Below are 20,236 nucleotides of genomic sequence, written 5' to 3' on the forward strand. Positions count from 1 at the left end.
ATGTCATTTTCAAAAAAAATATCAAAAACAATAGATGGAATTCTACAGATATGTAAAAATCCATGGTTATTAAATGTTATTATCAATCAAAATGAAAACTGGGAAAAGAAAACGCCAGACTTTTATAAAAAAGGATTTAAGCAAGTTTCGCTGGATCAATTGTTTCCTAATTTTGATGGAAGATTAGATACTGTTGCGTTTTTGGATGGAGGTTCACTAATCACAGATTTATTATTGTTGAAAAATGCATGTAAAGAATTTGAGCAATGTAAATATTTTGAAATAGGAACTTGGAGAGGAGAAAGTATAGCTAATTTAACTGATGTTGCAGCTGATTTGAATACGTTAGATTTGGATATTAACGATTATAAAACGTATAATTTCACAAAAGAATATGCAAATGCACATGGTTTTTTTATTCGAAATAATTCAAAAATTAAACAACACTTAGGAGATTCTACAAAATTTAATTTTGCAGGTTTAAATAAAAAGTTTGACGTGATTTTTATTGATGGTAATCATCATTTTGATTTTGTCGTTTCTGATACTAAAAATGTTTTTGAACATTTAATTCATGAGAATTCAATAGTGATTTGGCACGACTATGGTTTTTCGCCGGAGGATATTCGATTTGAAATAGTAAATGCAATATTGAAAGGTGTTCCAAAGCAGTTTCATGATAATTTATATCATGTAGAGAATACTATGTGTGCAATTTACACACTCAAAAACTTTGATGGAAATGTCTTAAAACTTTATGATAATCCAAAGCGAATATTTTCGGTGGATTTACAAATTAAAGTTGAACAATAGAATTACTTTTTTTATGAATGTAATTTTTAAAATCATTTCCATTTGGATAAATAATCTTTCCTTTATTTTCGAAAATAATTTTTGAATTGTTTCCAAAGATAATTATCGCCTGAGGAGAAATAATTATAGGTTCTGTAATCGTTAAAGAGATATTATCTTCTATTTTTAAATTAGAATAAAAGCGTTGTGTTTTATCCCATTTTGTGTTTTCATCAATTAAAAAAGTATTTCCTAAAAAAGAATCTTCTGTAGCAAATTGAATCAAATTGGTCTCTCGAAGATTTTTATGAACTTTTAAAATTTCTGTTGGTTGTAGATAGTTTTTAGGATCTAAACCAGCCTGAGACATAATGGTGTATTTACATGCATTAGCGCTATGATATTCGTTACTATGACCCAAACCAAGACTGTGCCCAATTTCGTGAGCCAAACCGCGCGAGTCATTTACATCCCAAGCCATAGTTTCTTCAATAGTTTTATTAAATCGAACGGGATCTTGATATCTATGTGACAAATATTTTAAATATCTATTTGGTATATGAATACTAATGCTTTGTGATAAATTATTATTCGGAGATTCTGCTGCTGCAACTTCATTTAAATCAAAATCTTTACTTTTCACTTTGTACAAGCGATCATAATTATCAGCATCCATAGTTAGGTAAACATTAAGACCTTTTGGTATTGTAGGGTCTTTTGCAATTTTATCATCTAAATAAGTTAAATACCAACCTCTATAAGGTGTAATACCACTATATTTTTTTTTCTCTAAATCAGCACCACTATTTCTATAATTCCAAGCATAATTATCTTTAATTTCAATATAATTATATTTAAAACGAATTTTTGCATCAGGATAAAAGTCTTTTCCAGTATAGCATCCAGTTAAGTCTGCTGGTTGACTAAATTCACTCCACACATTATTACTAAAGTTCATGAAGTTTTCTAACGCTTTTTTTTCTTCAGGATTTTTTAAATCATAATTGCCTGTTCCATCTTCACGTTTTAATACAATGACATTAATGTGTAAAGTGATTGGTTGTAAATCGCTAGTTACAATAAAGTTTTTAATTGAGGATTGATTTGTAGGACTTAATAAAGTCGAATTTGATATCGTTTGATTGACCGGATATACCAAACCAGTTTGTTGACTAACACACGAAAACAAAGAAATTAACACTGAAAAATAAACTAACACTTTCATAAACAGAATATTTGTAAGTTAAGTTACAACTTTTTAATTTCTTCTATTGTCATCGTTTTAGATTTTAAATCGATTAATTGTTGAGCCGTTTCTCTCATCCATTCTATATCTTCATTTGTTTCCTCTTTATTTAAAATAACTTCTATTATTCCTTTATTGTTGTTCATCCATGGAAGTAAATAATAATTCAAGCCATCTTTGTAAGCTTTTTGTTGATTAAATTCTTTTCCTTGATTGGTTTGTAATGCAAGTTGTTTTACTGTAAAATAATAAAATGGTGTTAAAAATATAAGTATTGAAGGAATAGTTTTGTACTTTGGAAATCTTGTGATAAAATGACTTAATCCAATACTCAGAATAATCAAATAACTAAGGTTGAAATTTAAGAAAAATACATAATTATCACTTACTGCATATATGGTAGAAAATCCAAAAACAGGTAAAACTAAAATTATTAAAAAAAGTAGTGTTTTGTTTTTAAAGTACTCTTTAATAGGGATAAAAAATAAAGTAAAGTTTAGCCACCAGAAGTTGTAAGCTAGATAACCAAAAGCTATTATGAAGTCTTTTATATAGCTTAAAAAACCTTTTTTCAAAGAATCAGAAACCCATGATTTATCTGAAGAAGATAAGACGTTTTTTAAAGATTCGTTATTTACAATTGGATAAATGTATAGAGACGTTAGAAATAGAATAGGGATAAAAAAATAAAAGATAAATATTTTATTCTTTGTATTGTCATAGGTTAGGTAACATAAGTAAAAGTTTGAAGGAAGTAATAAAATTCCTTGTATATGAGAGAAAAAGCTAATTCCTAAAATTATCCCCGCAAATAGTATGTTTTTGTATTCTCTATTTTGAATAAATTTCAAAGCGAATAAGCAATATAAAGAAATCCAAATTAAGCAGAATGTATAAACTTCGATATTTTCTGTGTTTTTCCAGAAAGTAAAACTAAAACCGAAAGCAACAGTTCCTAATAAAGCAATCCATTTATTTTTTGTAACAAGCTCAATGATAATAAATAAAATATTTAGAACTAGAATTGCAGAAATAATATTTACCCAACGTCCAATTTCTATTGTGCTAAAAAAAGGAAATAATTTGTAAATAAGAACTGTGAAATTTTGATACAAAAAATGTGTAATAGAATACGTTTCAAAATTAAATTGATTAGCTTCAATATCCAAAATTTTCCCTGCAGAATCTCCGAAAGTGATTTTACTAAAACTACCTAAACGATAAATAATCAAGAAAAACAGGGTAATAAATAAATGGTAAATTAGTTTTTTCATAAAAAATTTTTATAACAAGTAAAATAGTTAATATTGGCTCTAAAGCTTGCATTAAATTCATTTACTCCTTTTAAACTGGATCCTTCAAAATCCAAAATAAGTTCTTTTTTCGAGTAATTTTCAATAACATGATTAATAATAAATGTATTAAGATTTAAGGATATTTTTGGATGCTTAGCATTACATAATTGAATAATTCTTGAACCAGAAAAAATGTAAAATGAACTTGCAACCGATTGTTGATGATCTGAAATAGAAATCGTCATACATTTTTCTTTTTCCTGTAATATAGTAGCAAGCTTTGCTAATTTATCAAGTTGTAAACTCTTTTTTATATTAGAGTAATAGTCATTTAATAATTGAATAAAATTATCATTTATAGATTTTTGAGAGATTGTTAAATTTTCAGGCAGTCCATTTCTTAATTCTTGTCTTCTATTTTTTCTTATCGTTTTGAGATAATTTGTGTAATTAAAATTTAAATCCAATATTTGGTTAATTCTCTTTTCTCCTTTCGGCTCAAACATTTCTGTGTTTTCTTCATTAAAATTATAAGCTCTCACTAAATTTCGATGTAATTTTTTTTCAAATAATTTGAATGTTTCTTTTGAAAAATTTTCATCATGAAAAATTCCTAATTGTTGACAATAAATAGGTTGAGCGATAAATTTTATACCAAATTTCTTTACAAAAGGTAAAGGCATCACGGCTTCATAATCATTTAAAACATAACAATCCCAATTGTTGCTAACTAAAGCATCCAAATAAAAAACTTCTGCATAAATGCGATAATTCACAGAATTATTGAGACATTCGGTGTATTTATTAACATCTATTTTTTTTCGGGAAACTCGCTTTATCATTCAAAAATACTTTCGTAAACTTTTCGCCATTCAGCCCAATCTTCAGTCAGGTTAGATTGATGGAACAATGTTATAAACGTTCCGTCAACATCTTTAATTGTCTGTTTTAGTTTTTTTAATTCCTCTATTGCTTGTTGTGGAGTTAATTTTAAGTAGTTTTTTAAGGTGACATCCATTGCGACAAAAGGATAAATTATTAACATTGTTTGTTGATTTGTTGATAAGTCAAACCATTTGAATGGAGTAGAAGTACCGGCTCTAAAACCTAATCGATGTGGAAATCCTATTGTGTAATCTTCTGTAATATCATTTATTAACAATTGTTGATAAGTGTCAGGAAAGTTCAATTTGATGAAATGTTGACGTGATAAGTTAACTTTAGAATTTGTAATTATTTCTAAACGAGAAATTTCATTGGTTAATAAAGTTGAATCTTGATTGGATTGATAAGATGGATGAATTCCAACTTTTGCCCAACTTGAAATTGTATTAATTAAATTTTGCTGAGCTTTATTTTCCCAATGATGATTTTTGTCGAACTTAGAATAATTGCCCAAAAGCCAGAAAAAAATCGTTTCTACTTGATGCTTTTGTGCTAAATTTTTTAAATAATCATATGTGTCGTATGGATCTTTTTCTTGTAGTTTCAACACATCAATTTGTTTCTTAGCTTCTCCAATATTTCCTTTTGCAATTTTTTTGAAAAGCGAACCAAATTTTATTTTTGGAGAATGATGTATATATTTCCAGGCGTAATCAACATCGTGTGTATTGATTTGTTTAAAAACTCTTTGTTTGAAATTAATTTCTGGATATTTAGTTTTTATTTTTTGTTGAATGTCTAAACAGATTTTATCAACAATTGGTTGAGAATAATCTAAATCTGAACCTAAAAATCGGTTATGTTGATCAAATTGATAAGGCTTAGCGATATATTCTTCGTAACGTGAAAGCCAATAAAAACATTTGCCTAAATCATTTAAAGTGTAATAATCAATATCTTTCCGAATATCAGTTTGCAATAAAATTTCATCAACGATGAAATTGATTTCATGTTCTAAAAATTGATTAGATATATTTATTTTTGGTAAAGTTGATTGCGAAAAATATTCAAAATCTGTAGTCGTTTTGTAGTCAATTCCAGAAAATTCTCTAAAAATAAAATCAAAAATATAATTGATCCGATTTGAGTTTTTTTCAGTGAATATGATAACTTTTGATTTCAAAATAGTTGTACAATAAAGCTTAAAGATATCAAATTAGCCCCTCATCTGCAAAAGAATAAAAATCTTTTTGCGACACAATAATATGATCTAAGACTTGAATATCTAATAAAGTTGCACCTTCTTTTATTTTTCGAGTAATTGATTGATCAGCTTGACTTGGAACAAGATTTCCTGAAGGATGGTTGTGAGATAGTATTATTGCGGTTGCCATCAGCTCTAAAGCGCGTTTAAAAATCACTCTAACATCTACTGCGGTTTGCGTAATTCCTCCACGAGAAATTTGTTCGGTTTTAATGATTCTATTTCCTTGATTAAGAAACATGACCCAAAATTCTTCGTTTGGTAAATCGCCAATTTGTTGCTGTAAAATGATCGCAGCATCTTTGCTTGAAGTAATTTTGTCACGTTCGAGGACTTCTTGTGAATTACGTCTTCTACCAATTTCCATTGCTGTAATAATTGAAATTGCTTTTGCCTCGCCAACACCTTTAAACTTGGATAAATCTTCAATAGTATACTTTGCTAATTCGTTCCAATTATTATTTGCAGAAATTAAGATACGTTTGGCTAATTCTACAGCAGATTCGTCTCGATTTCCGCTTCCCATTATGATTGCTAACAATTCGGCATCAGATAGAGATGAACGTCCTTTTAAAGCTAATTTTTCTCGTGGGCGATCATCTTCATTCCAATTTTTTATGGAGTTTTTATTCTCTAAGTAATCCGTCATCGTTTTTGCCAATTTTTATATAGGTAGAATAAAAACCGTCATGAAATTCATCACTAATCCCAAGCGCATTTTGTTCTACTTGGAAACTTTTTCCCATTGAAGTATTTCCGTTTGTGTAAATCATCGGAACTAATTCTGTTTTGTGAATACTTTTTCCTTTGGCTATAGTGTAAGTTACACGATTTGTTTCTTTTCCATTTATTATTGTAATCATTTCTGAAGGAGTAAATTCAATAACTGTTACCCGATTAGCTGGTGGTAATTGTTCGCGGCCCATTATTCCTCCAGAAAGTTTAACTAATTTCCATCTTCCAATTAAAGTTGAATTTTGTGATATTTCAGCTTTTTCAGAACTTTTTGTATTTTCTTCAGTGATTGTTTTTGTTGACTGACAACTAGATAAAGAAATAAATGCAATTAATATGAGGTAAGATATTTTAGCTTTCATGTTTAAAAATTTAAAATAAATATAATAAAAAAAGCTCGAACAAATTTGTTCGAGCTTGATATTTAAAGAAATAGATTTCTATTTATTCACTTTTGCCCAAGTATCTTTTAGCGTAACTGTTCTGTTGAAAATTAATTTTTCATCAGAAGAATCACGGTCTAAAGCGAAATATCCAATACGTTGAAATTGAAATTTATCCTCAACTTTAGCATCTTTTAGAGCAGGTTCACCAAATCCTTGTTTTACCGTCAAAGAGTTAGGATTGATAAATTGTAAAAAGTCAACATCTTTCTCTGCATCTGGCGATTCAACAGTAAATAAACGATCATATTCGCGCACTTCGATTGGAATATTTTCTGTTGCAGAAACCCAATGTAAAGTACCTTTTACTTTTCGTTTAGAAGCTTCAGTTCCACTTCCAGATTTCGTTTCCGGATCGTAAGTTGCATAAATTGTCGTAATATTTCCTTCAGCATCTTTTTCTACACGCTCTGCTTTAATAAAGTATGCACCTTTCAAGCGAACTTCATTTCCAAGAGATAAACGGAAGAATTTTTTTGGAGCTTCTTCCATAAAATCTTCACGTTCGATATAAATTTCACGTGTAAAAGGAACGATACGAGTTCCAGCTGTTTCGTCTTCTGGATTGTTTTCAATTTCTAATTCTTCAACTTGTCCTTCTGGATAGTTTTCAATTACAACTTTTACAGGATCGATTACAGCAAAAACACGTGGTGCAATTTTATTTAAATGATCACGTACAGAGAATTCTAATAAAGAAATATCTAATACATTGTCACGTTTTGCAACACCAGCTGTATTCCAGAAATTCTTGATAGATTCAGGCGTGTAACCTCTACGACGCAAACCTGAAATTGTAGGCATGCGAGGATCGTCCCATCCTGTTACAACTCCTTCTTGTACCAATTTCATCAATTTACGCTTACTTGTAATCATGTACGAAACATTCCCACGAGCAAATTCGCGTTGTTTTGGTTTTTGAGGTTGATTTGGCAACTCAACATTGTTCGCATACCATTCATATAAATCGCGGTGATTTTTGAATTCTAACGAGCATAATGAGTGTGAAATTCCTTCGATATAATCAGATTCTCCATGTGTCCAATCGTACATTGGGTATATTTTCCATGTATCTCCAGTACGGTGATGAGGACGTTTTAAAATACGATACATAACAGGGTCGCGCATGTTCATATTTGGAGAAGTCATGTCAATTTTTGCACGTAAAACATGTGTTCCTTCTTCAAACTCACCAGCTTTCATTCGTTCGAAGATTTCTAAATTTTCTTCAACAGAACGGTTTCTGTAAGGAGATTCGATTCCTGGTTCAAAAGGAGTTTTACGTTGTTCATTAATCACTTCCGAAGATTGATCGTCGATGTACGCTTTTCCTTCTTTGATTAATTGAACAGCCCAATCGTAAAGCTGCTGGAAATAATCAGAAGCATAGCGTTCTTCAGCCCACTCGAAACCTAACCATTTCACATCTTCGCGGATAGAATCTACGAATTCTTGTTCTTCTTTGTCAGGATTAGTGTCGTCAAAACGTAAGTTTACAGGGGCGTTGTAGCGCTGTCCTAAACCGAAGTTTAAGCAGATTGCTTTTGCATGCCCGATGTGCAAATAACCATTTGGTTCTGGTGGGAAACGAAAACGTAAATTTTCTTTTGGCATCCCGTTGGCTAAATCATCTTCAATGATTTGCTCAATAAAATTCAATGATTTTTTTTCTTCTTCCATTTTTTAATTACGATTGAGTTTGCAAAGGTACGAAATTGACAATAAAAATTGAGTGATTGTTTTTTGATTAAGTAAGTCTTTTTGCTTTAAATTTTTCTGCAAGTATATAAGGCTGTCTAAAACTATAATTGTCTGGAGCTATTAAATCATTTCCAAAAAATAAAAGTTTTAGATTAGGTATAGTAGGTTTGCTTATTTCTTCTATTTTGTATGTTAAATTCTCTGATTCACAAAACGATTTAAATTTATTAACTAGTGATTTCGGAAAAGTAATGAATCGTTTGTTTAAACTATTAAGATCCATCCATAAACCAGTTTCTTTTTTGAGAAAATTATGAATTTTGCCTAACAGAATTGAATCTTCATCAGGAATTTTATCTAATTTGATTGTTATTTTTTCTTCAGTATTGTGTTTAATTAGAAAATGATCTGAGTATTCTTTAATTCGAAAAAATGGGGTTAATGAACAATGAGTAAAGTTTTTAAAATCAATGACGTTTTCTGCTTTTATTTGCCATAAATATTCATAATCATCATATCGAATATGAATAATAAGTTTCATTTTAGCATTAAAAGCATCAAATTTTAATGACATCAAATGAATGTGTCCGTGGAATGGAGTGGAGTTAGTAAAGTGAATAAGTTTTTCCATTTATTGTAAAGATTAATAAACGAAAGATAATATTTTACCCCAAATAAATTTCTAATAATCCATCAGGAATATTAATAAGCATTGCTTTTTCTTCGCGATTAACTTCAAGAATCCATTCGTCAATCATCGGAATTAAGATTTCTTTTCCGTTTGCGTCTACTTCGAAATAAGCTTGTGCAGCAGAATCGTTAACAGATTTTATCGCTCCAACTTCTGTATTTGTTTGGTCGTAAATTGTGAAACCAACAATTTCGTGGTAATAAAAATCTGTTCCAGAAAGTTCTGGTAACGATTTTAAAGGTAAATAAAGTTCGCGATTGATTAGTTTATCGACTTCTTCGTCTTCAACATCTTCAAACTTTACTAATAATTTTGTGCCTTGATAAGGCTGAGAGGTTTCGAAAAAAAATGGAACCAGTGTACCATCTTTCTCGATGAACACTGCTTCCAAAGTATCGTATAATTCTGGTTCGTCCGTATCCAAGTGAATGATTAAATTACCTTTGAAACCATGTCTCTTTGTAATTTTACCTAAATAGTAGCAATCATTTTTTGTCATCTGGAATTTTTCTGAACTTAAAAATTATTCTTCTGTAGCAACTTCTTCAGTTGTACCTTCTGCTTCTTCAGCAGGAGTTTCTTCAACTTGTGCAGCAGCTTCAGCTTCCTGAGCAGCTTTTACACGAGCTTCATTAACAGCTTTTTCAGCTTCTAATGCAGCAGCTTTAGCAGCAGCAGCACCTGAAGTTAAACCGTCTTTTTTAGCTTGAACTTTTTCACCTTTAGCTTCTAACCAAGCCTCAAAACGTTTTTCAGCTTCTTCTTGAGAAAATGCTCCTTTAGCAACACCACCTAATAAGTGTTTTTTCATGAAAGCACCTTTGTAAGATAATAAAGCTTTAGCTGTATTAGTTGGCTCAGCACCAGTTTGTAACCATTTTACAGCAGAATCAACATCTAATTCTACAGTTGCAGGGTTAGTAATTGGATTGTAAGTACCTAATTTCTCGATGAAACGACCATCACGTTTTGCTCTTGAGTCAGCAACTACGATGTGAAAGAATGGTTTTCCTTTACGACCATGTCTTTGTAATCTAATTCTTGTAGCCATAGTATAACTAATTATTTTGGGAACTCGTCCCGTTTTACAAATTTGAGGTGCAAATATACAATATTTTTATAAATTATTATTTTAAAAGTGATTATTAAATTAATTCTGAAAAATCAAATTTTTTGAAACGTGAATCTGACGTATTTTTAAACACGAAAATAAATTTGAAATGAACAAGCAAGAAATACTTACTCAAACACAAGCGTACATCAAGAAAACCTTTTTAGATGAAGGGACAGGACACGATTACTTTCATATTGAACGTGTTGTGACGAATGCAAAAAAAATTTTAGAAACTGAAAATGCAGATCCTTTTTTAGTAGAATTAGCTGCTTGGACACATGATATTGGTGATTATAAATTACATGATGGTATAGATAAATCAGAAGAATTAATTCGAGAATTTTTAGAATCTATTCATGTTGAAGAACAAACAATTTTGAATGTTTTAGAAATTGTTTCTCAAGTCTCGTTTAGCAAAGGAAATAAACCAACAACTATAGAAGCGGAGATTGTACAAGACGCTGATCGTTTGGATGCGATTGGAGCTGTCGGAATTGCACGTTGTTTTGCCTATGGAGGAAGCGTAGGTAGTATTTTGTATAATCCGTACGATAATTCGAAAGACGCATCGAGTGTGCAACATTTTTATGATAAATTATTTAAACTAAAAGATTTGATGAATACAAAAACAGCGAAAGAAATTGCTTTAAATCGTCATCAATACATGGAAAACTTTATCGAAGAATTTTATCACGAAGTGAAATAAAATTGTAACTTTTTGACAATTATTTTTTAATAATATTTAAAATGAATCTAAAGTCTCTCATAGCTTATTTATCTTTTTTATTGATTTGTAGTTGTGTTTCTGTGGACAAATATAATGCTCATATTGATGAGGAGATATCAGCAAATAAGCTAAAGAAAGACCTAGATTTTGCTTATAAGAAATTAAAAAGATATCATCCGAAATTGGATATGTACCTTTCTGAAAATGAATTAGATTTTAAATTTGACAGTCTAAAAAAATCAATAGAAAAACCACTAAAACCAAATGATTTTTACATCAAGTTTTTTCCGATTTTCGAAAGTTTAGAACATGGACATACAGATATCTATCCGCTTTACAAACGATTAAATAAGAAGCAAATAAAGAAATATAAAGATTCTAAATCAGCTTTTAATGATTATAGTTTCTTTTGGAAAGATGATTCTGTCTTTTTGGTAAATGATAATAGTAAAATTAATCCAATCAACTCTGGTTCAGCATTACTTTTTATCGATAATATTCCAACAAAATTTTTGTATGATAAATATAAAAAAAGCATTTATGGAGATGGAAAAAACACTACTTTTTCGGACAATGTTTTTAATCGTACTTTTTTAAATTATGTAACCTTAGAGCAAGGGTTGAAAGATTCGGTTGAACTTACTTTTTTAATGGGAAATATGCCTATCCGAAAAAAAACATTTCGTAGCTATCCAAAACCTAAAGAAACAGTAACAAATCAACTTCCTAAAATAACCAGAGCCGAGAAAGAAGTAGAGCGAAAAGTTAGAATAAAACAAAAAAAATACGGCTATTCTAAAGATTCAAAATCGTATTCCAAAGATTTATCATTTCCTACGAATGACAGTACGATTGCAGTACTAAAAGTAACAAATTTTAGGAAAGGTAAAATACGTGAGCTATATAAAGAAGTGTTTACGGATATTAAAAATCATAAAGTAGAGAACTTGATTTTAGATCTTCGTAATAATGGAGGTGGTTACATTAAAGATGCGCACTATTTATATGCTTACTTGGTTGACGATTCTAAACCATTTTTGGGCAAAAAAATTGTAGCGAATAAGTCGTCTTTTGGAAAATCCTTGTACAACCTTTTTCCTACTTATTCTTATCCTTTGCTTTGGTTGGGTTCTAGTTATACTTACCTTTCTACGTCAAAAAACACCGAAAAGGAATATGAATTGCATATGCCATTTTCGTTTGTTAAAATTGATAAAGAATTGATTTACCATCAAAATTTGTATGTTCTGATCAATGGAGGTTCATATTCTGCTTCATCGCTTATTGCGGCTAATCTTCAGATAAAAAATCGTGCTTTTTTTGTGGGCGAAGAAACAGGTGGAGATTTTAATGGAACCGTCGCTGGTTTGATGCCAAAGTTTACGTTGCCACATTCGAAACTAAAAATGTCTGTAGGTACAGTTTACCTTTCGCCAATAGAAAAGCGAGAAGAAAAAGGACATGGAGTTTATCCGAATAAAGAGATAAAACCAACGTTAGAAAATAAAATCAAACGATTTGATGTCGAATTAAATTGGATTTTGAACGATATAAAGAAAGGAAATACGGAATATAATAAAGTTATTAAAACAGAAAATCATCTATCAGATTAAGTAGATGATTTTTTTATTTTGGGCGTTCGAGCGGGCTTTTCGTTTTAATCTTTGCTCTACAGCAAAGGATTTTCACTTCAATCCCTAACGCATTTTATTTTCTGTTGAAACTACAGAAAATAAAATTCTGTATCGTATCAAACGGAGTTGTATGATCAATTGTAAAACAATCTATTTTCTCGAAATTTTCATTAAAATTAGTCGTTAAAGAAGTTTCATCGTTCTGCTTTATTTCCAAACCACTACATTTCAATGGACCATTTGTTGAGAAAGTTCCAATAACCATATAGTTTTTAACTGCTTTTGCAACCAAATCTTGGTATTTTTTCACATCATTTTCTTCTGTTAAAAAATGAAAAACAGCTCTGTCATGCCACACATCATATTGTTCTATTGGTTCAAATTCGGTGATATCAGCAACAATCCAATTCACTTTTCCAGCTTTATCTCCCAAACGTTTTTTAGCTCTTTCTAACGCATTTGCAGAAATATCTAAAACAGAAATATTTTCATATCCTTCTTCTAATAAAAAGTCGACTAACTTACTATCTCCACCGCCAATATCAATAATTTTAGCTGATTTATCAATAGGAAATGAATGAATAAAATTCAAAGAAGTTTCGGGTTTTTCTTGTGTCCAACTAACTTCTTGAGGAGTTTTTACGTCATATATATGTTCCCAGTGCGATTTTTTATTGTCATTCATCGTTTTAATTTTGATGCAATTTCGGATTTTTATTCAAAATAAAGTGTAACAAGAATTACAAAATAGAATTTATAAAAAATACACACATCTTTTACTTAACATAAAAAGTGTTATAGATAAAAAAAAGAAACTATTGAATGCAAAATCAAATATTAAATTAACGTAATTAAATAAAAATTAAATACTTAAAAATGATTTAATTGAATTTAAAAATATACTTTAGTAAAACATTAACATTATGAAAAAATTAAGATCAAAATCTTTACTAGCTACATTACTTAGTGTGTTTACTTTAACTGTTTTATTTGCAGCATCTACAGAAGCTGATGGAGAAGGGCGTAAATTCTGGGGAAGTTCAACAGAATGTGGACCTTGTGCTCCATACAATGGGATACCAGGGAGTCAAGGAGTACAAAACTGTGTTACTAAATATTATGTTTTGTGGTTAGAAGTAAGTGAATCAACTCCTGTTACACAAAATTGCACTTCATAACAATGAATTGTAAAAAAATATTAATTATTATTATAGTTTTCTGCTCTAAATTAATTTTAGGGCAGATTTTTATTATGGAAAAAGAATCAAATTCGCCTTTAAGTTTTGTAGAAATATCTTCAGAGAATAAAATAATTGGGTATTCAGATTCTAATGGGAAATTTATATTTCCAAACGATCAAGTATTTAGAGATACTATTTACTTTAAACATGCAGAGTATAACATTGGTAATTATTTAGGAAATATTACGTTGTTAAAAAACATTTTTTTAGAAAAAAGATCGATAGATTTAAAAGAGGTTAATGTTAAACCTCTTTTAAATAAAGAATTGATTAGTATAGATCATAAAAAAGATTCAAAATTTAGTTTTAATTATGGTATTTATTATGTTAATCTTTTAAAAACTAATTATGATTTATTTTCAATAGAATCTATAGAATACTCCCTGTTAGGTAAATTAAAAAGTATAGGAGCTGTTGAGTTAACTTTTTATGAATACAAACAAAATGAACCAGGAATAGAAATTGAAGATTATAGACAAATAATTTATTCTAATGAAATTAAGAAGGGTAAATTAAAATTTGAATTAGAAAAACCTTTAATTGTGAGGGATAAAAATATTTATATAGGGATTAGACTTATAGATAAAATTGGGTTGCCAATAGGAAAAACAGAGCCATCAGGTTTAGAATTTAAGTTTATAGATGAACCAAATATTAACTGGTGGATTAAGCCAACTAATTCAACTGATAATAAAACTTGGATAAAATGGAATAAAAAAAACGCATTAATAGGTATGCAACCTAAATGGAATATAATTATTAAACATTAATATTATGAAGAAAAATAAATCTAAATTTTTACTAGCTACACTATTAAGTGTATTTACTTTGACTGTATTATTTGCAGCATCTACAGAAGCTGATGGAGAAGGACGTAAATTCTGGGGAAGTTCAACAGAATGTGGACCTTGTATTTCATATAATGACGGTTCTGGTTTAGGTGTAAATTCTTGTATTGTAAAACACTATGCATTCTTCCTAGTAGTGGATGAATATGTAGAGGTAAATAATTGCATAGCACAGTAATATTGTAGCCATATGTAATACAAAAAAATAAGTTGATTTTGACAATTGTCAAAATCAACTTATTTTTTTAGCAATTTCAAAGAAGGTGTATTAGAAGTATCCTTGTTGTCTCATTGATATTTATTTTATCTATTGATAATAGCTGTTTTTTTCTGATTATGACACTATCCCATCAAGTGTGTAAGTAGAAAAGTTAGGGCTTAGATTTTATAATCTGAGCCTATTTTCAAAAATAAGCATAAATTGGTTTAAAACAATTCCCCAATTATGGATTGGCATAGTCCATTTTTTAGAGGACTCTTTGAGTGCCAGATAAACAGACTTTAAGACAGCATCATCGGTAGGAAATGACATTTTATTTTTAGTGTATTTTCTAATTTTTCCGTTTAGATTTTCAATTAAATTAGTGGTGTAAATGATTTTACGGATTTCTAGCGGAAATTCAAAAAATACGGTTAATTCATCCCAATTATTTCTCCAGGATTGAATGGCGTACAAATATTTACTTTCCCATTTTGTTGCAAAATCGTCCAAAGCAGCTTTTGCGGCGTCTTTGTTGGGTGCTGTATAAATGTGTTTCATATCGGCAGAAAACTCTTTTCTGTCTTTCCAAACCACATATTTGCAAGCGTTTCTAATCTGATGAACTACACAAATTTGAGTTTGCGATTCTGGAAAAACAGAGCGAATAGTCTGGGTAAATCTGTTCAAATTATCGGTTGCTGTAATGAGAATATCTTCAACACCACGAGCTTTTAAATCGGTCAAAACACTCATCCAAAAACTGGAACTCTCATTCTTTCCAAGCCACATGCCTAACACTTCTTTTCTTCCCTCTCGGTTTAAACCAACGGCTAAATAAATGGTTTTATTGATGACTTTTGAATTTTCTCGAACTTTAAAAACAATTCCATCCATCCAAACAATCAAGTATAAGTCGTCTAATGGTCGGTTTTGCCAAGCAACAACTTCACTAGCAACAGCGTTAGTAATTCGTGATATTGTTGATGTTGAAATATCAAAATCGTACATCTCGCGAATCTGTTCTTCGATGTCCGAAACACTCATTCCTTTGGCATAAAATGAAATAATAATATTTTCTAAACCATCGATAATATTGTGTCTTTTGGGAACTAAAGCAGGTTCAAAACTGCCTTTTCTATCACGAGGAACCTTAATTTCTGATTCACCAAAAGCGGATTTTATTTTCTTGGAGTCATGTCCGTTTCGATAATTTCCATCTTTGCTTCTGGCATGTTTTTCATTGTCTAGATGACTATCTAGTTCAGCATCCAACATATGTTCAACTGCTTTCTTGTGCAGCTCCTTGAAGAAAGATGTTAAATCCTCTCCATTCTTAAAGGACTTGTATCCTTACTGTTTAATAAATCTTCTTTGTCGATCATAACTATGTAACGTTTAAAAATAATAAAAAGTTATCTCCGAAAAATTATTTGAGCTGTAAGGCTCATAATTTTTCAGAATAACTTTTCTTCTTACACAGTTTGTGTGATACTACCCTTTATAAGGTGCATTTTACCATTGAAACGACATATTCAAATCGGTCATTCTTTAATCTTTATTTCTCAAGACCTCGCTTGATTTGTTTGTATTTTTTAGAACGAATAATTTTGCCTTTATCTGTGATAAATAGTGCAGCGTAATCTTTTTGTTGATTGATAAGTTCTAAGCCTTTTTCTTTTCCTAGAACCATGATAGAAGTACTGAAGCCATTACACATTTCAGCATCAAGACCAATAACGGTAACACCTGTTAAACCTGTAGAAGGATAACCAGTTTTGGGATTGATGATATGAGAATAACGAATTCCGTCTATTAAAATAAATTTTTCGTAATCGCCAGAAGTGGTAACAGCAGCATTTTTCATGGCTAAAATATCTGCCATTTTATAGCGTTTGAACGGATTTGTAATTCCAATTTTCCAAGGTTCGCCATTTGGTTGATTTCCCCAAGTTGTCATATCACCAGAAGCATCTATTATACCAGCTTGTATTCCTAAACTTTGCATATAAGTTCTGGCTTTTTGTGCTGCATAGCCTTTTCCTGTTGATCCAAAACCGATTTTCATTCCGCTTAATTTTAGAAAGATTGTCGAGTTTTTTTCGTCTAAAATAATATTCTGATAATCAATTTTTTCGATTGCTTTTTTGATTTCATTTTCTGTAGGAATTTCTTCCATAGAACCATCAAACTTCCAGATTTTATCCATCGCAGCGAAGCTAATGTCAAAAGCTCCGTTTGTGATTTCAGAAAAATAAATTGCTCGTTTCGTTAAATCAAAAACTTCTCGATCAACTTTTATTGCTTTTATTCCTGCATTTTGATTGACTTGAGAAACTTGAGAAGTTGGTTTCCAATCAGAAATTAATTCTTCGATTCGAATCATTTCATCAATTGCTTTGTTAATATTTTTTTCGACTGAAATAGAATCGGTGTCAACCAATGTGATTTTGAATTTACTTCCCATCAAAATTATATCTCTAACTCCAACCGTTTGAGCATTCATCGGAGTTAGAACATACAATATTATAAAAGTGAATATATTTTTTAGAAATGAATTTTTCATTTATGTTGTATTAGGAGAAGTAAAAAGAGCTTAAAATTTCGTCTTAGTTCTCGATACAATTCTTGACAGAATCACTCGAACTGACGAAAATTTAAAACGTCATTTCGAGTGGGTTTTCAATTTGATAAAATTGAAAATTTGTATCGAGAAATAAGACGGCTTTATTTACGATAAGTTAATCAAATTTTTTCTTTACCAAGTTTGGTAAATCTTTATAACTCCCATTTATTAGTGCTTCTTTTTTTGCTTTAGACCATTTTTTTACTTGTTTTTCCATTGCAATAGCTAGATTAATATTGTAGATGTGTAATCTTCCCCTAACTAGCTACATTCAAAACTAATGATTTCCACTGATAATTACTAGAATAATCTTGTTTAAATGTTGGAAATTCTCTTGTATTCAGTTTATTTAAAGAATCAATTTCATAATTCACATTGTTATTTTCTTTATTAACACAAGATAATATCAATAAAGTTCAGAGGTAAAGCAATGTAAATTTAGTTTTCATTTTAAAAGTGTGTTTTTTTATACTTACAGCTTTTATTCCTCATCAGTTTCATCTTCATCGTCATAATACTGAAAAAGGAAATTATTATAAGGAAAACGTTTCATATGAAGTTCTTTCACTTCTTCGTAAACAGTTTTTCTTAAATCTTCTAAATTATCTTTTTCTGTAGCAGAAATAAATAAAGTAGGATAATCTGTTTTTGCCATCCAAGTACGTTTCCAATCTTCAAGCGAATAATTCTCAAATTTCTTTTCAGATAAATCATCTTCATCTTGTTTGATATAAGAAAAATTATCAATTTTATTAAAAACCATAATTGTAGGTTTCTCTTTCGATTCGATTTCAGCTAAAATTTGATTTACAGAATTTACATGATCTTCGAAACTTGCATGAGAAATATCAACCACATGAACCAATAAATCTGCTTCGCGAACCTCATCTAATGTAGATTTAAACGATTCGACTAATTGAGTAGGCAACTTACGAATAAAACCAACCGTATCTGTTAACAAAAATGGTAGATTTCCGATAACAACTTTACGAACAGTTGTATCTAACGTCGCAAACAATTTATTCTCTGCAAAAACTTCAGATTTTGACAAAACGTTCATCAATGTTGATTTTCCAACATTTGTATAACCTACCAATGCAACGCGAACCAATGCACCACGATTTTTACGCTGAGTAGCCATTTGTTTGTCAATCCCTTTCAGTTTTTCTTTCAACAAGGTAATACGATCACGAATTATACGTCTATCTGTTTCAATCTCCGTTTCACCAGGACCACGCATACCAATTCCTCCTCGCTGACGCTCCAAGTGCGTCCACATACGTGTCAATCGTGGTAACAAATATTGATATTGCGCCAATTCTACTTGCGTACGAGCATAAGAAGTTTGTGCACGCTGTGCGAAAATATCTAAAATTAATTGAGTTCTATCAATGATTTTTTTGTTCACTACTTTCTCAATATTTTTCAATTGAGAAGGTGTTAATTCATCATCAAAAATTACAGTATCAATATCATATTCTTCTACGAAAGCTGCAATTTCATCTAACTTTCCGCTTCCTACAAAAAATTTAGAATCTGGACGATCCATTCTTTGAGTAAAACGTTCTCCAACCATAGCTCCAGCTGTATAAGCCAAAAACTCTAGTTCATCCATATATTCAGCCAATTTTTCTTCGGATTGTTCACGTGTAATCAATCCTACTAAAACGACTTTTTCGTATTGTGCTTCTTTCTTTTCTAACATAAATCTCTACAAAAATAAAGTAAAGTTTTTGAAGTCAGAACACTTAGTCAAAATTCTTAACGATTATTTTCGCATTCTCCTAAAATATAATCAAATAAAATCATCATATTTGTCGGTTCAAAAAAACAATATATTATATGAAGAAAATTTTACTATTTGGAGTTTTAGCTCTTTTATCATTAAATGTTAATGCTCAAAATCAAAAAATTTCATTTGAAGAATCTGAAGGTTTTTCAATCGGAAATTTAAATAATCAAAAAAACTGGTTCAATTGGGGTTATGTTTCTGACGATCACTCAAAAATAATTAACACACTTGCAAGTGATGGTAAAAATGCGGTACAACTTATATATGATGATATAGAAGAAGGCAATTGGGGAGGAATTGCATATCCTATTGCTAAATATCGTAAATACTCCATATCAGCCGATGTCTATTTAGAAGAAATTGAAAGTTCTAATTATGAAATACTTGCTTTATACAATGAAAACAATGATTATGATTTAGTTGGTAGTTTACTTTTTTACTTTGATGGTGAAATAACTTTCGAAGACATGGAAAATAGTACTACAGTTGGCACATGGATACCTAAAAAATGGTATAATGTAAAAGCAGAAGTTGATTTAACAACTAAAAAAGTTACCTACTTTTTAGACAATAAAAAAGTAAAGGAATCTGTAATCACAAATTCGAATAAGGATATTACAGAAGTAGATTTCAATTTTGATAATTATGGTTCAGGATTTATTGTTGATAACATTAACATTATTGATTTAGAAAATTTAGGATTAACTGATAATAACAAAATTGAACTTTCAGTTTATCCTAATCCTGTAATTGATCACATTAACATCAACTCTAATGAAAAGATCGATTTTGTTCAAGTAACAGATTTAACAGGAAAAGTAATTTTAAAAGAGACAAATACAAATAAATTAAACCTTAGCCACCTTACTAAAGGTGTTTATTTAGTTAAAATCAAAACAGATAAATCAGAATCAATTCAAAAAATTATTAAAAAATAATTATTATCAAAAACGAGATACATCTGATTGTATCTCGTTTTTATTTATTCAAATACAGAATAATA

The 20,236-nt window shown here is 29.9% G+C and carries 20 protein-coding genes and 2 pseudogenes; 7 read left to right on the forward strand and 15 right to left on the reverse strand.

Annotated features, from left to right (window positions below; translation table 11 throughout):
- A complete protein-coding gene (locus AC2I98_RS12420) occupies positions 1 to 813 on the forward strand; it encodes a class I SAM-dependent methyltransferase (RefSeq protein ID WP_486411981.1) in 813 nt (270 codons plus the stop codon).
- On the opposite strand, the gene AC2I98_RS12425 is transcribed toward AC2I98_RS12420, so the two are convergent.
- The 10 genes from AC2I98_RS12425 to AC2I98_RS12470 all read right to left on the reverse strand — a co-directional run bounded on the left by AC2I98_RS12425 (position 797) and on the right by AC2I98_RS12470 (position 10,103).
- Positions 797 to 2,017, reverse strand: a complete 1,221-nt coding sequence (locus AC2I98_RS12425) for a reprolysin-like metallopeptidase (RefSeq protein WP_486411982.1) — start codon at positions 2,015 to 2,017, stop codon at positions 797 to 799. The genes AC2I98_RS12420 and AC2I98_RS12425 overlap by 17 nt on opposite strands.
- A gap of 23 nt (positions 2,018 to 2,040) precedes the next feature.
- On the reverse strand, positions 2,041 to 3,312 hold the full coding sequence (locus AC2I98_RS12430) for a protein O-mannosyl-transferase family (RefSeq protein WP_486411983.1): 1,272 nt from the start codon (positions 3,310 to 3,312) through the stop codon (positions 2,041 to 2,043).
- A complete protein-coding gene (locus tag AC2I98_RS12435; RefSeq protein ID WP_486411984.1) occupies positions 3,309 to 4,076 on the reverse strand; it encodes a hypothetical protein in 768 nt (255 codons plus the stop codon). Before AC2I98_RS12435 ends, AC2I98_RS12430 begins: the two co-directional genes overlap by 4 nt.
- Positions 4,077 to 4,171: 95 nt before the next feature.
- Complete coding sequence (locus AC2I98_RS12440; RefSeq protein WP_486411985.1) at positions 4,172 to 5,401, reverse strand: polysaccharide deacetylase family protein; 1,230 nt, start codon at positions 5,399 to 5,401, stop codon at positions 4,172 to 4,174.
- Between the two features lie 28 nt (positions 5,402 to 5,429).
- Entirely contained in the window at positions 5,430 to 6,131 is a 702-nt protein-coding gene (gene radC / locus AC2I98_RS12445) for a RadC family protein (RefSeq protein ID WP_486411986.1), read from the reverse strand.
- Positions 6,109 to 6,579 (reverse strand): hypothetical protein, encoded by a 471-nt coding sequence (locus AC2I98_RS12450; RefSeq protein WP_486411987.1) that lies wholly within the window; start codon positions 6,577 to 6,579, stop codon positions 6,109 to 6,111. Before AC2I98_RS12450 ends, radC begins: the two co-directional genes overlap by 23 nt.
- A 78-nt stretch (positions 6,580 to 6,657) precedes the next feature.
- Positions 6,658 to 8,340, reverse strand: coding sequence for a glutamine--tRNA ligase/YqeY domain fusion protein (locus AC2I98_RS12455; RefSeq protein WP_486411988.1), 1,683 nt, complete (start codon positions 8,338 to 8,340; stop codon positions 6,658 to 6,660).
- Positions 8,341 to 8,407: 67 nt separating this feature from the next.
- The gene (locus AC2I98_RS12460; RefSeq protein ID WP_486411989.1) at positions 8,408 to 8,992 is read right to left on the reverse strand and encodes a hypothetical protein; all 585 of its coding nucleotides are present in this window, start codon (positions 8,990 to 8,992) and stop codon (positions 8,408 to 8,410) included.
- A 34-nt stretch (positions 8,993 to 9,026) separates the two neighbouring features.
- The gene (gene rimM, locus AC2I98_RS12465; protein WP_486411990.1) at positions 9,027 to 9,551 is read right to left on the reverse strand and encodes a ribosome maturation factor RimM; all 525 of its coding nucleotides are present in this window, start codon (positions 9,549 to 9,551) and stop codon (positions 9,027 to 9,029) included.
- 24 nt (positions 9,552 to 9,575) lie between these two features.
- On the reverse strand, positions 9,576 to 10,103 hold the full coding sequence (locus AC2I98_RS12470; protein WP_486411991.1) for a 30S ribosomal protein S16: 528 nt from the start codon (positions 10,101 to 10,103) through the stop codon (positions 9,576 to 9,578).
- A 169-nt stretch (positions 10,104 to 10,272) separates the two neighbouring features.
- Here AC2I98_RS12470 and AC2I98_RS12475 point away from each other — a divergent pair, with 169 nt between their 5' ends.
- Together AC2I98_RS12475 and AC2I98_RS12480 are read left to right on the forward strand one after the other, a co-directional pair.
- On the forward strand, positions 10,273 to 10,872 hold the full coding sequence (locus tag AC2I98_RS12475; RefSeq protein ID WP_486411992.1) for an HD domain-containing protein: 600 nt from the start codon (positions 10,273 to 10,275) through the stop codon (positions 10,870 to 10,872).
- Between the two features lie 41 nt (positions 10,873 to 10,913).
- Positions 10,914 to 12,506 (forward strand): S41 family peptidase, encoded by a 1,593-nt coding sequence (locus AC2I98_RS12480; RefSeq protein WP_486411993.1) that lies wholly within the window; start codon positions 10,914 to 10,916, stop codon positions 12,504 to 12,506.
- 94 nt (positions 12,507 to 12,600) lie between these two features.
- Here the strand turns inward: AC2I98_RS12480 and AC2I98_RS12485 are convergent, their stop codons facing one another.
- Complete coding sequence (locus AC2I98_RS12485) at positions 12,601 to 13,212, reverse strand: class I SAM-dependent methyltransferase (RefSeq protein WP_486411994.1); 612 nt, start codon at positions 13,210 to 13,212, stop codon at positions 12,601 to 12,603.
- 238 nt (positions 13,213 to 13,450) lie between these two features.
- Between AC2I98_RS12485 and AC2I98_RS12490 the strand changes: the two genes are divergently transcribed.
- From AC2I98_RS12490 to AC2I98_RS12500, 3 genes are all read left to right on the forward strand, one after another.
- Positions 13,451 to 13,705, forward strand: a complete 255-nt coding sequence (locus AC2I98_RS12490; protein WP_486411995.1) for a hypothetical protein — start codon at positions 13,451 to 13,453, stop codon at positions 13,703 to 13,705.
- A gap of 74 nt (positions 13,706 to 13,779) precedes the next feature.
- Positions 13,780 to 14,538, forward strand: coding sequence for a peptidase associated/transthyretin-like domain-containing protein (locus tag AC2I98_RS12495; protein WP_486411996.1), 759 nt, complete (start codon positions 13,780 to 13,782; stop codon positions 14,536 to 14,538).
- A gap of 58 nt (positions 14,539 to 14,596) precedes the next feature.
- Positions 14,597 to 14,794: a hypothetical protein gene (locus AC2I98_RS12500; protein WP_486411997.1), complete on the forward strand. Its 198-nt coding sequence runs from the start codon at positions 14,597 to 14,599 to the stop codon at positions 14,792 to 14,794.
- Positions 14,795 to 15,001: 207 nt separating this feature from the next.
- Here the strand turns inward: AC2I98_RS12500 and AC2I98_RS12505 are convergent.
- From AC2I98_RS12505 to hflX, 4 genes and pseudogenes are all read right to left on the reverse strand, one after another.
- A pseudogene (locus AC2I98_RS12505) lies at positions 15,002 to 16,200 on the reverse strand (IS256 family transposase).
- A gap of 173 nt (positions 16,201 to 16,373) precedes the next feature.
- Positions 16,374 to 17,381, reverse strand: a complete 1,008-nt coding sequence (locus AC2I98_RS12510; protein WP_486411998.1) for an FAD:protein FMN transferase — start codon at positions 17,379 to 17,381, stop codon at positions 16,374 to 16,376.
- A 175-nt stretch (positions 17,382 to 17,556) separates the two neighbouring features.
- A pseudogene (locus tag AC2I98_RS12515) lies at positions 17,557 to 17,676 on the reverse strand (GIY-YIG nuclease family protein); the annotation flags it as partial.
- A gap of 246 nt (positions 17,677 to 17,922) precedes the next feature.
- Positions 17,923 to 19,146 carry a GTPase HflX gene (gene hflX, locus AC2I98_RS12520; RefSeq protein WP_486411999.1) on the reverse strand — a complete coding sequence of 408 codons (1,224 nt, stop codon included), beginning with the start codon at positions 19,144 to 19,146 and terminating at the stop codon, positions 17,923 to 17,925.
- Between the two features lie 137 nt (positions 19,147 to 19,283).
- On the opposite strand from hflX, the gene AC2I98_RS12525 reads away from it, so the two are divergent.
- On the forward strand, positions 19,284 to 20,171 hold the full coding sequence (locus tag AC2I98_RS12525; RefSeq protein ID WP_486412000.1) for a T9SS type A sorting domain-containing protein: 888 nt from the start codon (positions 19,284 to 19,286) through the stop codon (positions 20,169 to 20,171).
- Positions 20,172 to 20,236: the final 65 nt, after the last annotated feature.

Source organism: Empedobacter sp. EJD.6dd, assembly GCF_057369435.1.